This is a genomic window from Marivita sp., assembly GCF_020055635.1.
Taxonomy (GTDB): domain Bacteria; phylum Pseudomonadota; class Alphaproteobacteria; order Rhodobacterales; family Rhodobacteraceae; genus Marivita.
In genome coordinates this window covers 1-15,888 of record NZ_JAIPUT010000075.1, presented here as the reverse complement: position 1 = coordinate 15,888, position 15,888 = coordinate 1, and the positions used below count along the sequence as shown (strand labels likewise).

The 15,888-nt window shown below is 62.9% G+C and carries 15 protein-coding genes; 10 read left to right on the top strand and 5 right to left on the bottom strand.

The annotated features are described in order from the left end of the window. Positions 1–492: 492 nt before the first annotated feature. The 5 genes from LCF60_RS21135 to LCF60_RS21115 all read right to left on the bottom strand — a co-directional run bounded on the left by LCF60_RS21135 (position 493) and on the right by LCF60_RS21115 (position 4,792). Entirely contained in the window at positions 493–1,125 is a 633-nt protein-coding gene (locus tag LCF60_RS21135; RefSeq protein WP_292294517.1) for a tyrosine-type recombinase/integrase, read from the bottom strand. Between the two features lie 551 nt (positions 1,126–1,676). Continuing rightward, positions 1,677–2,525, bottom strand: a complete 849-nt coding sequence (locus LCF60_RS21130; RefSeq protein WP_292294516.1) for a sugar phosphate isomerase/epimerase family protein — start codon at positions 2,523–2,525, stop codon at positions 1,677–1,679. Between the two features lie 5 nt (positions 2,526–2,530). Next, positions 2,531–3,679: a dihydrodipicolinate synthase family protein gene (locus LCF60_RS21125; protein ID WP_292294515.1), complete on the bottom strand. Its 1,149-nt coding sequence runs from the start codon at positions 3,677–3,679 to the stop codon at positions 2,531–2,533. Between the two features lie 12 nt (positions 3,680–3,691). Beyond that, a complete protein-coding gene (locus LCF60_RS21120; RefSeq protein ID WP_292294514.1) occupies positions 3,692–4,462 on the bottom strand; it encodes a 3-ketoacyl-ACP reductase in 771 nt (256 codons plus the stop codon). 18 nt (positions 4,463–4,480) lie between these two features. Further along, positions 4,481–4,792 carry a Dabb family protein gene (locus LCF60_RS21115; protein ID WP_292294513.1) on the bottom strand — a complete coding sequence of 104 codons (312 nt, stop codon included), beginning with the start codon at positions 4,790–4,792 and terminating at the stop codon, positions 4,481–4,483. Positions 4,793–4,908: 116 nt separating this feature from the next. Here LCF60_RS21115 and LCF60_RS21110 point away from each other — a divergent pair, with 116 nt between their 5' ends. The 10 genes from LCF60_RS21110 to LCF60_RS21065 all read left to right on the top strand — a co-directional run. Then, positions 4,909–5,727: an aldo/keto reductase gene (locus LCF60_RS21110; protein WP_292294512.1), complete on the top strand. Its 819-nt coding sequence runs from the start codon at positions 4,909–4,911 to the stop codon at positions 5,725–5,727. 103 nt (positions 5,728–5,830) lie between these two features. Then, positions 5,831–7,426 carry a CoA-transferase gene (locus LCF60_RS21105; protein ID WP_292294511.1) on the top strand — a complete coding sequence of 532 codons (1,596 nt, stop codon included), beginning with the start codon at positions 5,831–5,833 and terminating at the stop codon, positions 7,424–7,426. After that, a complete protein-coding gene (locus tag LCF60_RS21100) occupies positions 7,419–8,918 on the top strand; it encodes an aldehyde dehydrogenase family protein (protein ID WP_292294510.1) in 1,500 nt (499 codons plus the stop codon). The genes LCF60_RS21105 and LCF60_RS21100 overlap by 8 nt, the downstream gene beginning before the upstream one ends. 30 nt (positions 8,919–8,948) lie before the next feature. Next, positions 8,949–10,076 carry a sn-glycerol-3-phosphate ABC transporter ATP-binding protein UgpC gene (gene ugpC, locus LCF60_RS21095; protein WP_292294509.1) on the top strand — a complete coding sequence of 376 codons (1,128 nt, stop codon included), beginning with the start codon at positions 8,949–8,951 and terminating at the stop codon, positions 10,074–10,076. Further along, complete coding sequence (locus LCF60_RS21090; protein ID WP_292294508.1) at positions 10,073–10,552, top strand: MaoC family dehydratase; 480 nt, start codon at positions 10,073–10,075, stop codon at positions 10,550–10,552. Before ugpC ends, LCF60_RS21090 begins: the two co-directional genes overlap by 4 nt. Positions 10,553–10,692: 140 nt before the next feature. Then, positions 10,693–11,925: an extracellular solute-binding protein gene (locus LCF60_RS21085; protein ID WP_292294507.1), complete on the top strand. Its 1,233-nt coding sequence runs from the start codon at positions 10,693–10,695 to the stop codon at positions 11,923–11,925. Positions 11,926–11,993: 68 nt separating this feature from the next. Then, positions 11,994–12,911, top strand: a complete 918-nt coding sequence (locus tag LCF60_RS21080; protein ID WP_292294518.1) for a sugar ABC transporter permease — start codon at positions 11,994–11,996, stop codon at positions 12,909–12,911. Then, positions 12,911–13,762 (top strand): carbohydrate ABC transporter permease, encoded by an 852-nt coding sequence (locus LCF60_RS21075; RefSeq protein ID WP_292294506.1) that lies wholly within the window; start codon positions 12,911–12,913, stop codon positions 13,760–13,762. The genes LCF60_RS21080 and LCF60_RS21075 overlap by 1 nt, the downstream gene beginning before the upstream one ends. 24 nt (positions 13,763–13,786) lie before the next feature. Beyond that, a complete protein-coding gene (locus LCF60_RS21070; protein WP_292294505.1) occupies positions 13,787–14,464 on the top strand; it encodes a TetR/AcrR family transcriptional regulator in 678 nt (225 codons plus the stop codon). 18 nt (positions 14,465–14,482) lie between these two features. Beyond that, positions 14,483–15,888, top strand: a 1,406-nt coding sequence (locus tag LCF60_RS21065; RefSeq protein ID WP_292294504.1) for a GMC family oxidoreductase N-terminal domain-containing protein, incomplete at its 3' end; no start/stop codon positions are given.

Below are 15,888 nucleotides of genomic sequence, written 5' to 3'. Positions count from 1 at the left end.
AGAAGCTCTGCGTCGCCCGCGCCCATGTGGAGCGCGCGGAATGGCTGCTGAAGGAGTTAAGCTAAACCACATGTTCGCCTGAGATAGGGCGCCCGTCTCACAGTATGCAGGTTCGAGGGTTGCGCCGTATTTCCTGGCGCAGAGCCTCCAGCATAGGAGACGGACCATGCATCCGGCCGTTTTGTCCGCATGTGAGACATCTGACGTCTGCGCGGCGAATGGCCGATTTGGGTTTCCACCGATTTCGCAGTACTGGATGATCGCTTCGGAGAACCTGCTCTGCACCGCCGCGAGCCAACCAGCGATTTGGTCGAGCAGCCACGGTGCGTGTCGCTGCAACAGCATTGGGCCGCTATGTCCGCAGAGCGGACCTTGGCCTCCCAGCGCATTCTTCACGAGGTCACGGATGACCGGTTCGGAGAAGCCGCACCGCAGCATTAACCATCCTCGTGGAGGTCGGCTCTGGGCCGCCAGTGACGGCGGCCCAGGTGCCTAGATCTCCACGCTTTCAGAGATCGCCAGAGCGTCTTCTAGCTCGACCCCGAGATAGCGGACAGTGCTGTCCATCTTGGTGTGACCGAGCAGGAGCTGGACAGCCCGCAGGTTGCCAGTCTTCTTGTAGATATGGGCGACTTTGGTCCGCCTCATGGAATGCGTGCCGTAGGACGTGGGGTCGAGCCCAATTGAACTGACCCAGTCCCGCACGAGGCGGGCGTATTGCCGTGTCGATATGTGCAGACGTTCGTGAAACCAGCCGGGCCAGAGGTATTCTGAGCCGACCATCAGCGGTTCCTCCATCCATCGCGAGAGCGCCTTGCCCGTGCCCTCCGTGATCTCGAAACGCACCGGTCTCTGCGTCTTGCTTTGGATGATCGAAGCGCGCTCCTTCACGTGGCCTGAGGCGTAGACATCGGCCACCTTGAGCTTCACCAGATCACAACCCCGCAGCTTGCTGTCGATGGCGAGGTTGAACAGTGCCAGGTCTCTGTGGTTCTCGGCGATCTCAAGGCGGACGCGGATGGCCCAGACGTGCTTGGGCATCAGCGGTCGCTTCTGGCCAACGACACGGCCTTTGTTCCAGGCAGGTCGGCAGGATCGAATGGCAGGTAGATTCGCAATCGTCATGGCGGTAGCTCCGATCCGCCACGCCCTGCCACAACGCCAACCCGACGTTGGCACTAGAGTGTATCACCGAAAGGTGCGCCTGCAGAGAAAGTCAGCTACGAGCCGATTGTGTTGAAAAACTCCGGAGACCGAAATTCGTATCGAGAATCCGGAACTTTGTTCTCACATATAGCCGCTCCGCAAACGTGGTTTGTGAGGAGTTGCCTTCGCAGGAAGATGTTCTGCCAATCCGACCCTTCGAGGCGGTACACCGACTTTTTCAACACAATCAGCCCAAAGGCGACCAATGCGGCGGTATGATGAATGTCCGAATTGCGCGGTGTGACTGCCGCTCTGCTTCGCATTCGAATTCGCACCTGGCAAACGGTCTCAGTCTCGTTTTTTTAGGGCGTTTCCTGCGGAAATCGATTTCATGAGTTCATCAGGAAATCCAACTTGGAGCTACCGGGGCCAGCGTGGCGTAGTGGTATGGTGCCTCAGATCTGGTTTAAGGTTCGCCGAGAAGCCGCAACCTTGGTATGGATCCCGTCGAAGAGTCCGAGATGGGCAAGTCAGCACACGGTCTTGAACCGTTCAACGATCTTACTCAGGACATGATCCGGTTCGGCCTTCCACCACACGTCGCGCGAGAAGATCTCCACCTCGCAGGCACCCTTGTAGCCGGCGGCCTCGACCGAACCGCGTATCGCCCGGAGATCGGCCACGCCGTCGCCCATCATTCCCCGGTCGAGGAGCATGTCCGAGGTGTGTTCTAGCCAGTCGCACAGGTGGTAGCCGATGATCCTGTTCCCGGCGGCGATGCAGCTTTCCCTCAGGGTCGTGTCCCACCAGACGTGGTAGACGTCCACCGCGATGCCCAAAGCGTCCGAGCGGGCCATCTCACAGACATCGAGCGCGTCGCGAACCGTCATCAGGCATGTCCGGTTGCCTCCGAACATCGGGTTCAGGGGCTCAAGCGCAAGGCGAACGCCGCTCGCGGCTGCGTGGTCCGTGACCCGGGCGAGGCGCTCGGCGAGGATCTTGCGGGTTTCGAGAACGCCCTTTGTGCCCGGCTCCGTGCCGCCCGTCACGATGGTCAGCACGTCGGTTCCCAGTTCCGCGGCCATATCGATGCTGGCGAGGGTCTGATCATGCCACGTGTCAGGCCGCTCCGAGCCCACGATGTACGGGGTCCGGCAAAGTCCCTTGACCTCCATCCCGGCGCCGCGAACACGGTTGCCGATCTCGACCGCGCGTGTGCCGATCTCGCGGCGCCAGAAGACGATCCCGCCAAGGCCATGCGCGGCACAGGCGTCGATGACCCGTTCCACGGACCAGCCTGCGCCGAAGCCCTCGAGGTTGTGCCCCAGTGTCGCAGTGTTCAGCGCAAGCGCCGAGGTGTCCTCAGAGAAATCCCTCACGGCCTTCAGACCCCGTAGGTCCGCAGCAGCGACGTCATGCGCTCCGCCGCGAGATCGGGTTTGGCCAATGCGCCGCAGGCGTCCGCTAGTTTGAAGCAGTCGACGAAATAGGGCAGGGAGCGCATCGCCTCCGCACCGCCTACCATCCTGAAATGCGACTGATGCCCGTTCAGCCAGGCGAGGAAAACGACGCCGGTCTTGTAGTATTGCGTGGGCGGGCGAAAGACGTGGCGGGCGAGCGGCACAGTAGGATCGAGGATGTCCCGGAAGCCCGCGTCGTCTTCGATGCACAGTCTGGCGACCGCGCTCGCGGCATGCACAGCGAGGGGGTCGAAGATGCCGAGAAGCGCATGGCTGAAGCCTTGCGCATCTCCGGAGATCAGCTCGGGGTAGTTGAAGTCATCGCCGGTATACATCCGCACGGACGGGGGCAGCCGCCGGCGCATCGCGATCTCCTTTTGCGCATCGAGGAGCGAGATCTTGATTCCGTCGATCCTGGCGGTGTTTTCACCGATGATCTCAAGCACCGTGTCGAGCGCCGCAGGAAAATCCGAAGCCCCCCAGTAACCCGCGAGGGCGGGATCGAACATCTCGCCCAGCCAATGAAGGATGACCGGGTGCTCGCAGGCAGTGAGAACGCGATCATAGACCGTGGCGTAGTCTTCCGGGCCGCGCGCCACACGGGCAAGCGCGCGGCTGGCCATCAGGATGATGCGCCCGCCGGCCGACTGGATTGCATCGACCTGTGCGAGGTAGGCGTCCGTGACGTCATCGAGGGTCTTCGCGTCCCCTGGCGCGATATGATCGGTGCCGCAGCCATTGGCGATGCGGGCCTCGGGGAAGGCCTCGGTCGTGCGCCGGATCAGCTCCAGCGCGCTCGGCCAATCGAGGCCCATGCCGCGCTGCGCGGTGTCCATGGCCTCCGCCACGCCGAGGCCAAGCCCGGTCAGATGGTCGCGAAAGGCCAGCGTCTCGTCCCAGTCGATGACAGCAAGGCCTGACGGGTCGGCATCGACGAAGGGGTCTCGAACGACATGGGCCGCCGAATAGACGACACGCGCGGCATCGTGGGGTAGGGGGACAGGCGCAAGCGGCTCACCGGTCAGCCGGTATTCCGCCAGGTGGCCGGTCGTATCAGGGAGCATGAGTTTCATGGGCTTACCCTTTCAGAACCGCGGAACAAGCATGCCGCCATCGACCGAGATGACGTGCCCGGTCGTGTAGGGCAGGCGCCCGGTTGCGAGGCTGACGACAACGGTCGCCACGTCCTCGGGCTGGCCGACCCATGGGAACAGGCACAGACCGTCTTCCGCGCGCGCCTTGTAGCTGCCGATGACCGGTGCGGTCATGGGCGTTTCGATGAGGCCCGGCTGGACGTCATAGACCGCGATTCCCGCATGGCCGAGCCGAGCGGCGAAACATTTCGAGGCCATGGCGGCAGCGGCCTTCGATGCGCAATATTCGCTGCGGGGCACGGCGACGGCCGTGGCATTCGATGACGTGACATTTACAATGCACCGTGGGTGCTCCTGGTCATTCGGCTGCGCAAGGAACCGGCGCGCGACGGCCTGACACAGAAAAAACTGAGCCTTCGCGTTCACGGCCATGCATCGGTCGAAGCTCGCTTCGCTGACATCCAGCGGGTCGCCCCGTTCCATGACCCCGACGCCCGCGTTGTTGACGAGGGTGCTCAGTTGGCCAAGGGTTTCTTCGATGCGGGCGAGGGCCGGCCCATGGGTGCCGAGGTCAGTGACATCGAAAGGCAGGGCGAGGGCGTTTTGGCCCATTGCGTCGATATCCTGCACCAGCTTTTGCAGATCTGCGCCTTGAGAGATGTCGTTGGCAGCCACGTCGAACCCGTTTCGCGCCAGTTCAAGCGCGATGGCCCGGCCAATGCCGCGGCTTGCTCCGGTTACCAAGGCTATTGGCTGTGGCATGTCATGCGTCCCTTGGGTTCAAATCTCGACATCGCAGACAAAAATGCCGTCCGCTCCACCGTCCAGACCGGCCAGAAGGCGCGCGCCGATCGCCTTGTGGGTTTCGTTGGCGAGGTAGGCATCGCGCGCACGGGCGTCGCGGAAATCGAACCAGAACATCTCGGACATTCCGCGGGTGAACGCTGTTTCCGGAGACACGTTCGGTCGGGCGCAAAAGTCATCGATCCCGTCGATTTCATCCCGCAGCGCCGCAAGCTCATCCATCAGGTCATCCCGGTCCTGCCGCGTCATGTCGTCGGCGAAGCGCAGGAAAACGAGGTGGCGGATCATCTGTCGGAGCTCTCGTTCTGGCCGTATTTCATGCGGCGGCTACATCATCGCTTGATAACTCACTAGAGAGTGAATTAACAAGGGCCAGAATGCAATCAACAGGCAGGGAGGGAGCCATGTCCGTTTACGACGAGGGCGTGTTTCAGCGCGGCTTCGGCACCTTTCCACTGAGAGGCGACGAACTGGCGGGAGCAGTCCGCAGTGCCATCCAGATAGGGTATCGCGCGTTCGACACCGCACAATGGTACGGGAACGAAGCCGAGCTTGGCGCCGTATTGTCAGAGGTAAAGGTGCCCAGGGACGCGTTTCTGGTCACGACAAAAGTGCACCCCGAGAACATGGTCGCTGAACGCTTCATGCCCTCTGTCGAGCAAAGCCTGCGCGATCTGCGGCTGGATGCGATCGACGTGCTTTTGCTGCACTGGCCGCCTGGCAATGACCCGATCGAGCCGTCGCTTGAGCTTTTGCAGAAAGCCCATCAGCTTGGCCATGCACGCCACGTCGGTGTCTCGAACTACACGACCGCGATGATGCGCAGGGCCAAAGCTATTATGGACGTGCCGCTGGCCGCCAACCAGGTCGAGTTCCACCCCCTCCTGAACCAGGAAAAACTGCTTTCGGCATCGCGTGAGACGGGGATCCCGCTGGCATCCTATTGTTCCTTGGCGCGAGGCGAGATCTTCAACTATCCCGTTTTGAAGGAGATCGGCACGCGCCATGGCAAGAGCGCGGCACAGGTCGCGCTCCGGTGGATCCTGCAAAAGGGCGTCACCATGAACACGATGTCCACGCGGCCCGGGAACATGGCCGCGAATTTCGACGTGATGGACTTCACGCTCGATGCGAAAGATATGCAGGCCATCGACGCGCTCACGCAGGCGAACTACCGCATCAGCAACGCGGACGTCGTGTCTTACGCCCCGACCTGGGACTGATCGCAATCCGCCGAGCGCATAGATTTTAGGCGATTGACAGAATCGCAAACGAACGTAACTCTCCGGTGAGTGAATAAAGGAGAAGCCGCTTTTGCAAACCTGCGTGATCGATGTAACGGCCGATGAAGCCGCCGCATGTGTCCAGGATGGAGACCTGATCGCCATTACCGGCAATGGCGGCGGCATGCTGGAGGCCGACGAGATCTTCGCAGCGATCGAGGCCCGGTTTCTGGCGACCGGTCATCCTCGCGATCTGGTCCTTGTCCACGCCCTCGGGATCGGTGATGCGCAGGAGCGTGGCGTCAACCGGTTCGCCCATGAAGGCATGGTGCGCCGCGTAATTGGCGGTCATTGGTCATGGTCGCCCCGGATGCAGGACCTGGCCCGCAACAATCGGATCGAAGCCTTCACGCTGCCCTCCGGTGTCATCTCGCTTTTGTTGCGGGAAAGCGGAGCGAAGCGACCGGGTCTGATCACGCGCACGGGGCTGAACACGATGTGTGATCCCCGGCTTGGCGGAGGGGCCGCAAACGACGCGGCGCGCGCGGCACAGCCCCTCAGCGAGATCGTGAAGCTCGGGGGTGAGGAATACGTCCGCTATCTCCCAATCCGTCCCGACTTAGCCATCGTGCGCGGCACTTATTGCGATGAGCGAGGCAATATTTCCTGCGCCGAGGAGGCCGGCGATCTCGATGCGTACGCGGTGGCACTTGCCGCCAAAAGCTCCGGCGGGCGCGTCATGGCGCAGGTTCGTGAAACGCGAAAGCGGCGCGACTGCTTCGCCCGCCTTATTCAGGTGCCGGGCATTCTCGTGGATCAGGTCGTTCTTGCGCCGAACCAGCCGCAAACGCATTTGGGTGGCTATGAGCCGGGTCTCGCCGGTTTGCCGGGGGCGGGGCATACCATCGCCTCGAAATTTGAAGGCTTGTCGCTGCCAACTGGTGCACGCGCGGTCATCGCCCGGCGCGCAGCCCGTGAAATCCAAGACGGACAATCGGTTAATTTCGGCTTTGGCATCCCCGGCGGCATCGCGGCGGTCCTGAGTGCGCAGGAGCGTTTGCAGGATATCTGGATGACCGTCGAGCAAGGCCTTCACAACGGCCAGCTGATCGACGGGCCGCTGTTCGGTGCGGCGGCGTTCCCCGGCGCCATCATGCGCTCGACGGATCAGTTCGACTTCTACAGTGGTGGCGGCGTCGATATCGCTTTTCTGGGCGCCGGAGAGATCGACGCCGAGGGAAACGTGAACGTCTCGCGCCTGGGGCAGGACGTGGTGGGGCCGGGCGGGTTCGTGGACATCTCCCAGGGGGCCAAGGCCGTGGTGTTTTGCGGGACGTTCGAGGCGAGCGGCCTCGACGCTCGCGTTCATGACGGGCGTCTCGAGATCGCGCGCGACGGTCGCATCCCGAAGTTCATCGACCATGTGCGAGAGGTGACGTTCTCGGGGCCCGCCGCCCTGAAAAACGGCCAACCGGTCATCTACATCACCGAGCGCGCCGTGTTCCGGCTGACGCAAGATGGCCTGACCCTTGTCGAGGCCGCGCCGGGCATTGACGTGAAGCGTCAGATCCTTGATCGCATGGCCTTCAGACCCGAGATCGCGCCTGATCTCGCCCAGATGGATGCGCATTGCTTCGTCGGTGATGCGATAGCGGCTGAACACGCGGTGCCCGAGCACCTGGGGGTGGGACATGCTTGATGAAGCGAAGCGCGTGTTCGAGGCGCCAACCACCTACAAGAACTACATTGGCGGCCAGTTTGTCGAAGCCTCCGACGGCGCGATCATCACGCGCGAAAGCCCGGCACACGGGCACGTGGTGAGCCGGTATCCTGCCTCCACCCGCGCCGATGCCCAAGCCGCCATCGCTGCGGCCCGCGCTACGTTCGACACCGGTGACTGGGCGTTTACCTACGCAGGCGATCGGGCCCGGGTTCTGCGGGAGGTGGCGCGTCTGATCCGGGAAAACGCCGATGAGCTTGCGTTGATCGAAACGCTCGAAAGCTCCAAGCCGCTGTCAGCCGCCCATGGCGAGGTGATGTTCTCGGCAGAGCTTTGGGACTATGCCGCCGGTGCCGCGCGCATACTGGCCGGTGACAGCCACAACACGCTCGGAGACGCGATGCTGGGCGTTGTCCTGCGCGAGCCGATCGGGGTGGCGGGCATCATCACGCCGTGGAACTTCCCGTTCCTGATCCTGTCCGAACGGCTGCCCTTCGCGCTGGCGGCGGGTTGCTCCACCGTGGTGAAGCCGAGCGAATTCACCTCCGGCACCGCGCTGATGCTCGCGCACTACCTCAAGGAGGCCGGGTTGCCCGACGGGGTCTGCAACATCGTCTCCGGAACCGGCGATCCGGTGGGGCAGGCGATCCTCGACAGCGACGAGGTCGACATGGTGGCCTTCACCGGATCGACCCGCGTGGGCCGTGCGGCGATTGCCGCCTCGGCCGGGAACATCAAGAAACTCTCGCTGGAACTGGGCGGAAAATCGCCCTCGGTCGTCTTTGCCGATTGCGACCTGGAGGCGGCGGTCGACGGCGTCATCAAGGCGGCGACGATCAACATGGGCGAATGCTGCATCGCGGGCTCCCGGCTGCTGGTCGAGAGAACGATTTCCGGGGCGTTTCAGGACCGTCTTGCCGGCCGCCTCGCGGAACTTCAGATGGGTGACCCGCTGGATCCGGCGTCGCGAATCGGGGCGATCATCAACCGGGCGCAATACGACCGGATCGACGCACTTGTCCGGGATGGAGTGCGCGATGGAGCAAGACTCATCTGCGGCGGCGACCCGGAAAACCATGCCGGTCTCTACTATCCGCCCACGGTGCTGGGCGATGTCACGCCCGACATGAACGTGGCGCGCGAAGAGATTTTCGGCCCCGTCCTGTCGGTCATGCCCTTCGAAAACGTCGAGGACGCCATCCGTCTGGCCAATGCGTCGGACTACGGGCTGGCCGCCTATGTCTGGACCGAAAACCTTTCGACCGCGCTTCGGTGCTCGCGGCGGATCAAGGCCGGTCGGGTCTGGGTCAACGCGGCCCTCGCGGGGTTCCCGGAACTGCCCCTTGGCGGTTTCAAGCAATCCGGTAACGGGCGCGAAACGGGCCGCTACGGGGTCGAGGAATACACCGAGTTGAAATCGGTGCACCTGCAGATCGGCCCGCAGGCCGAACGCTGGGTGGAGGGCGCATGATGAGCGGCGGATCGAAAGAGGGGATGGCCGATGGCTGATGTCGTCCTGAGAGACGTGCGCAAATCCTTCGGCTCCGCCGATGTGATCAAGGGCGTCGACCTCGAAGCTCGGCACGGCGAGTTCGTCGTTTTCGTAGGCCCGTCGGGATGCGGGAAATCCACGCTTCTGCGGATGATCTGCGGGCTTGAGAAAATCACGTCGGGCCAGCTGCTTATCAGTGACGAGAACATGAGCGAGGTCGAGGCGTCGGACCGCGGCACCGCGATGGTTTTCCAATCCTACGCGCTTTATCCACACATGACGGTGCGCGACAACATGAGCTTCGGCCTGCGCATGGCGAAGACGCCCCAGACTGTCGTCGAGGAGCGGGTCCGGCGAGCGGCGGAGATCCTTCAGATCACACATCTTCTGGACCGCAAGCCAAAGGACATGTCCGGCGGTCAGCGTCAGCGCGTCGCCATCGGCCGGGCCATCGTCCGCGAGCCCAAGGTGTTTCTCTTCGACGAACCGCTGTCCAATTTGGATGCCGAGTTGCGCGTCCAGATGCGCGTCGAGTTGTCGAAGCTCCATAACGAGATCGGCGCCACGATGATCTACGTGACCCACGATCAGGTCGAGGCGATGACCATGGCCGACAAGATCGTCGTGCTGCGCGACGGTCTGGTCGAGCAGATCGGCTCCCCGCTCGATCTCTACACGTCGCCCGACAACCGCTTCGTGGCGGGGTTCATCGGCTCACCGCAGATGAATTTCCTCAAGGGGCAGATCGTCGAGGTCGCGCAGGGAGCGGCGCGTGTCTCGGTTCCGGACGCGCCCGATCATCTCCTTGGTATCCCGCTGCGCGCAGATGTGTCCGTGGCCGCGGGTCAGCAGGTCACGGTCGGCATCCGGCCCGAGCATTTCCTCGGCACACCCGGCGGGCCCGGGCTCGAGGTCTCCATCGACGTGGTCGAGAACCTTGGCGGGATCGCCTATGCCTATGGTCGGACGGTGGCGTCGCAAGATGTGATCCTGAAGGCCGAAAGCGAAACGCCCCCGCAGTCGGGCATGTCGGTCACGGCCTCGATCAAGGATGAGTACTGCCACCTTTTCGACGGCAACGGTCAGACGCTCAGCATGCCCGCCGGTGCGCTCAGGACCCGGGAGGCGGCGGCATGACGGATGGCGCGCGCACGGAACTGCCCGCCGGTCAGGCCTACTATGACGACCTGCATGTGGGCGGCTTCTTCGCGACCGGGCGGATCACGGTGACCGAGGCGCACATCATGGCCTTTGCGGGCATGTCGGGGGATTTCTTCGACGTGCACATGGACGACGAATTCGCCCGCGCGCAGGGATTTCCGGGTCGGATCGCTCACGGGCTTCTGGGTCTTTGCCTTGTCGACGGTCTGAAGAACCGGGCCGGGGTTCAGTTGCAGGCGGTCGCGTCGCTGGGGTGGAGCGACTGGGCGTTCAAGGCGCCGATCGTGGCGGGAGACACGATTGGCGCGACGATCACCGTCGAAGAGATGCGTCTGACGTCATCGGGCGATCGCGGGATCGTTCATCTGGGCTTCGACGTGCGAAATCAGGTCGATGTGCTGGTGCAATCGGGGCGAAACGCTCTGCTGATGCGCCGGCGGACGGAGGAATAGGGTTCTGCGATAAGGTTTTAACTCACCAGTGAGTTAAGCGCAGAAGCCTGCAGGCCCGCACGCGCGGGCGATCTTGGCCGAGCCTTGGGCCATTCAACTCGGTCCGCGATCCGCGGCCAACACTTCGAAGGGGAGGAAAAATGAACTTCTTCAAGACAGCGGTCTGCGCGGCAGCCCTAACGGCCATGGCGGCGTCGGTCTCGGCGCGCGAACTGGTCATCAACGCAAACACCTCGGACCCGGCCCAGAGACAGGCCATGGAGGAACTGGTCGCCTCATTCGAGAGCGAATATCCGGAAATCGAGGTCGTCTTCAATCTCTACGATCACGAGGCCTTCAAGACGGCGATGCGGAACTTCCTCGTGTCCGACGCGCCGGATCTCATCACGTGGAACGCGGGCAACCGGATGCGTGTCTTCGTCGAACTGGGTCTGTTCGAGGACGTCACGGATGTCTGGGAAGCCGAGGGGCTCTACGAAAGCATGCCCGCCGTGATCGGGGCCTCCTCGGTCGACGGTCGTCAATATGGCGTGCCTTACGCCTATTACGCCTGGGGCCTCTACTACCGTCGGGATCTCTTCGAGCAGGCCGGGATCACGGAAGCTCCCACCAACTGGGAGGAATTCATGGAGGTGGGTGCACAACTGAACGAGGCGGGGATCACGCCCGTGACCATCGGCACGCGGAACCTGTGGCCGGCGGCCGGCTGGTTCGACTTCCTCAACTTGCGCATCAACGGCGCCGAGTTCCACGCCGAACTGATGGACGGCGAGGTTGCCTACACCGATGACCGCGTCCGCGCCGTCTTCGACGCCTGGGCGGAACTGGTGGAGGCGGATTTCTTCATCGACAACCACCCCGGCTATTCGTTCCAGGAGGCGCTGCCCTTCATGAACCAGGGTGACGCGGCGATGTATCTGCTCGCGCCGTTCATCGTGTCTATGTTCCCCGAGGACGTGCTGGAGAATGTCGACTGGTTCCCGTTCCCGATCATCGACCCCGAGGTCGGCATCTACGAGGACGCGCCCACCGACAGCTTCCACATCCCGGTGAACGCCACGAACAAGGATGACGCGCGTCTCTTCCTGGCTTTTGCGGCGCGCGCCGACGTGCAGACCGAAACGGCGGCGACCCTCGACATGCTGCCGCCGAACATCAACGCCACAGTGGCCGAAGACCGCTTCACGCAGGGCGGTTTCGCACAGTTGAGCCGTGCAGACGGGATTATGCAGTTCTATGACCGCGACACCGATCCCGCACTGGCCCGTGTCGGCATGCAGGGCTTCCAGGAGTTCATGCAGAACCCTGACCGGATCGACGAGATCCTCGAGCGGATCGAGGCCGAGCGCGCCCGTATCTACGGCGAACTCTGATCTGGCGGGAACGGGGCCGGCAGTCCTCCGCCGGCCCCGACCTTTGTGGGAGCATCGCGATGGCCGAGATGACAAGCACGTCCTACCAACGGACAATGAGCACCCGCGGCTTCTATCGCAAGCACAAGCTGGTGATCATGCCGTTCGTCTTCATCGCGCCGGCTTTCGCGATGTTCGCGATTTTCGTGATCTATCCGATCATCCAGTCCGTTGCCCTGTCCTTCACCGAATGGCAGGGGATCGGGCCGAAACGCTGGGTCGGTCTCGACAATTACCGGGAGCTTTGGGGCGACCGGGTTTTCTGGACGTCCCTCGTCAATAACATCTACTGGCTTGTTCTTTTCCTGCTGGCGCCGGTCTTCGGGCTTTTCGTGGCGCTGTTTCTCAACCAGACGGTGTTCGGCATTCGCCTCGTCAAATCGCTGTTTTTCTTTCCCTTCGTCGTGTCGCAGATCGTGGTGGGACTTGTCTTTGCGTGGTTCTACGATCCTGCCTTCGGGCTTCTCGCGACGATCCTTGAGCCGTTGGGCATCAGCTTCCCGCCAATCCTCGCCGATGAGAATCTCGCCACCTTCGGCATTATCGTCGCCGGTCTCTGGCCGCAGACGGCCTATTGCATGATCCTTTACCTCACCGGGTTGAACAGCGTGAACCCCGAGATGATCGAGGCCGCGCGGCTCGACGGTGCCAAGGGGTGGCGGCTTCTGGTCAAGATCGTTCTGCCGCAGCTTCGCGCCGCCACCTTCATCGCGCTGGTCGTCACGGTCATCGGGGCGCTCCGGTCCTTCGATCTGGTCGCGATCATGACCGAGGGTGGGCCATACAACTCCTCCAACGTGCTGGCCTATTACATGTATGACAACGCGATCTTCCGGTATCGAATGGGCTATGCCTCGGCCATCGCGACGGTCCTTTTCGCGATCATGAACGTCTACATCATCTGGTTCCTGCTGCGTCTTTGGGCCAACGAGAAGGGAGCGCGCTGATGTATCCCCGGCCTATCCAGGACGCGCCCCGCAGCCGCCAGATCATGTACAAGGTCGCGCTGCCGATCTCGCTCATCATCTGGCTTCTGCCGATGATCGCCATCGTGGCGACGGCGGGGCGATCGCTGTCTGACCTGAACTTCGGCAACTACTGGGGTATCCCGACCGAATGGGCCTTCGTCGACAATTTCACCGAAGTGTTCAATTCGTCCTCGATCGGGATCTACCTGATCAACAGTTTCATCATCACCGTGCCGTCGATCATCGGCGCGCTGTTTCTGTCGACGCTGGCGGGCGCTGGCCTCGCGCTTTACCGCTTCCGGGGCCGCTACCTGATCCTCGCGCTCTTCATCGCGGGCAATTTCGTACCGTTCCAGATCCTGATGATACCGGTCCGGCAACTCACGCTCGATCTGGGTGTCTACGACACCTACTGGGGCGTGATCCTGTTCCAGATCGCCTTCCAGACCGGCTTCTGCACCTTCTTCATGCGCAACTTCATCGCCGATCTGCCCTTCGAGTTGGTGGAGGCCGCGCGTGCGGAAGGGGTCAGCGAATGGCAAATCCTGATCCACGTCATCGTGCCGCTCGTCCGACCGGCACTGGCCGCGCTGGCGGTGCTGCAATTCACCTTCATCTGGAACGACTTCTTCTGGCCGCTGATCCTGATCCAGTCCGACGATCTGCGCCCCATCACGCTGGGCCTGACGACCCTGAAGGGACAGTACATCTCGTCGTTCAACCTTCTAGCGGCCGGATCATTGATCGCGGCCCTTCCACCGGTCATGATGTTCTTCGCGATGCAACGGCATTTCATTGCCGGTCTCACGCTCGGCGCGAGCAAGGGATGAGCCGCGCAGACATGAGGACCGGACATGAGCCAGACGGCGGTCAAGAAACCGAAGGTGCGGCGCACGGGACGCAATGCCGATCAGGCGAAGGCCGATCTGCTGGTCTCGGCCCGGCGCGAATTCGCGGAAAAAGGATTTGCATTGGCCGGGATCGAAGGCATCGCGGCGCCGACCGGCCTCAACAAGAAGATGATCTACCACTATTTCGGCTCGAAGGAGGATCTCTACATCGCGGTCCTCGAGCAGGCCTATCTGGGCATCCGCAAGATGGAAGAAGCCCTTCCGCTCGAGGAGCTCGAACCCCTCGAAGCGATACGGACGCTGGTCGAAGCGACGTGGGATTACTTCGTCGCGAACCCCGATTTCATCGCCCTCGTCAACCAGGAGAACCTGCTTGGCGCGGTCTATCTGCGAAAATCCGGGATCGTGAAACGCCGCACAAGCCTTCTGCTGAAGCGCGTCGGAACCATCCTCGAACGTGGCGTCGACCAAGGCCGGATCCGGCCCGGGATCGACCCGCTCCAGCTGAATCATTCCATCACCGCGCTGGGGTTTTATTACATCAACAACCGATTCACCAACGGGCAGATATACGACTTCGATCACATGCGGGCCGAGGCGCTCAATGCGCGGCGGGCCTTCATGGTGGATTTCGTGATGCGCGCCATCATGTCGGATGCGGAGATTGCGCAGCGCGAGTGACAAGAGGACCGGAGGACCATGTCGCGCACCGCCTATAGCCACATCATTGTCGGGGGCGGGACAGCGGGGTGCGTTCTCGCCGCCCGCCTGAGCGAGACTCCCACGAACACAGTTCTCCTGCTCGAAGCCGGGGCGCGCGACTGGCATCCCTACATCCACATGCCGGTGGGCTTCGCCAAGGTGACGGGCGGCGGCCTGACATGGGGCTATTCGACCGTGCCGCAGAAACACGCAGGCAACCGGCGCATTCCCTACGCTCAGGGGCGGGTGCTGGGCGGCGGCAGTTCGATCAATGCCGAGGTCTTCACGCGCGGCGTGCCCGCCGACTACGACCGCTGGGCGCGTGACGAAGGATGCCCCGGCTGGTCGTTCGAGGACGTGCTGCCCTATTTCCTGAAGTCGGAGGGCAACACGGCGTTTGCGGACCGCTGGCACGGAACCGAGGGCCCGCTGGGCGTGTCCAGCATCGCGGCGCCCCAGCCGATAACACGGGCCTTTGTCATGGCCTGCCAGCAATATGGCATCCCGTATACACACGACTTCAACGGCGCGGCGCAGGCCGGTGCGGGCTATTATCAACTCAACGTCGTGGATGGCCGCAGATGCTCGGCGGCGCGCGGCTATCTCGATCCGGCACGGGGCCGGGCGAACCTGACGATCCTGACCCGTGCCGCAAGTGAGCGGCTGGTGTTCGACGGTCACCGCGTCACCGGCGTGACGTACCGGCATCGCGGCCAGCTCCGGACAGCGCATGCCGAGAGCGAGGTCATCGTCACAGCCGGGGCGATCGGGTCGCCGCAACTCCTGATGCGGTCGGGCATCGGCCCGGGCGACCATCTGAAATCGCTCGGCATCGAGGTGCGGGCGGATGTGGCAGAGGTCGGCGAGAACCTCGCCGATCACGTCAATATCGATCTGGTCGCGGAGTTGCGAAGCCACGAAAGCCTCGACAAGTATCGCAGGCCCCACATGGCGGCATGGGCGGGGCTTCAATACGCCTTGTTCCGCAGCGGTCCCGTCGCATCCAACGTCGTGGAGGGCGGGCTTTTCTGGTATTCCGGAGAGGATCGGTCGAACCCCGACCTCCAGTTCCATTTCCTGGCCGGTGCCGCGGCCGAGGACGGCGTCGGTGGCGTCGGTCCGGGCCGGTCCGGGATCACGCTGAACTGCTACGGCCTTCGCCCCAGGGCGCGCGGCACGGTGCGGCTTGCCTCGTCCGACCCCGACGCACCGCCGCTGATCGACCCGAATTTCATGGGCCACCCCTACGATCTGGAGACCACGGTTCGTGCGCTGAAGCTCAGTCGTGAGATCTTCTCGCAGCCTGCGCTCGCCAGATATGTCCGCCGTGTCGTGCTCCCCGACGATACTCTGCGAACAGATGACGAGTTGCGGGACTTCGTCACGCATCATTGCCGGACCTC

Bases quoted from the DNA above. Each gene is read 5' to 3' on its own strand.
- LCF60_RS21135 (WP_292294517.1), bottom strand. From the start codon at position 1,125: ATGACGATTGCGAATCTACCTGCCATTCGATCCTGCCGACCTGCCTGG.
- LCF60_RS21125 (WP_292294515.1), bottom strand. From the start codon at position 3,679: ATGAAACTCATGCTCCCTGATACGACCGGCCACCTGGCGGAATACCGG.
- LCF60_RS21120 (WP_292294514.1), bottom strand. From the start codon at position 4,462: ATGCCACAGCCAATAGCCTTGGTAACCGGAGCAAGCCGCGGCATTGGC.
- LCF60_RS21115 (WP_292294513.1), bottom strand. From the start codon at position 4,792: ATGATCCGCCACCTCGTTTTCCTGCGCTTCGCCGACGACATGACGCGG.
- LCF60_RS21110 (WP_292294512.1), top strand. From the start codon at position 4,909: ATGTCCGTTTACGACGAGGGCGTGTTTCAGCGCGGCTTCGGCACCTTT.
- LCF60_RS21100 (WP_292294510.1), top strand. From the start codon at position 7,419: ATGCTTGATGAAGCGAAGCGCGTGTTCGAGGCGCCAACCACCTACAAG.
- ugpC (WP_292294509.1), top strand. From the start codon at position 8,949: ATGGCTGATGTCGTCCTGAGAGACGTGCGCAAATCCTTCGGCTCCGCC.
- LCF60_RS21090 (WP_292294508.1), top strand. From the start codon at position 10,073: ATGACGGATGGCGCGCGCACGGAACTGCCCGCCGGTCAGGCCTACTAT.
- LCF60_RS21085 (WP_292294507.1), top strand. From the start codon at position 10,693: ATGAACTTCTTCAAGACAGCGGTCTGCGCGGCAGCCCTAACGGCCATG.
- LCF60_RS21080 (WP_292294518.1), top strand. From the start codon at position 11,994: ATGACAAGCACGTCCTACCAACGGACAATGAGCACCCGCGGCTTCTAT.
- LCF60_RS21075 (WP_292294506.1), top strand. From the start codon at position 12,911: ATGTATCCCCGGCCTATCCAGGACGCGCCCCGCAGCCGCCAGATCATG.
- LCF60_RS21070 (WP_292294505.1), top strand. From the start codon at position 13,787: ATGAGCCAGACGGCGGTCAAGAAACCGAAGGTGCGGCGCACGGGACGC.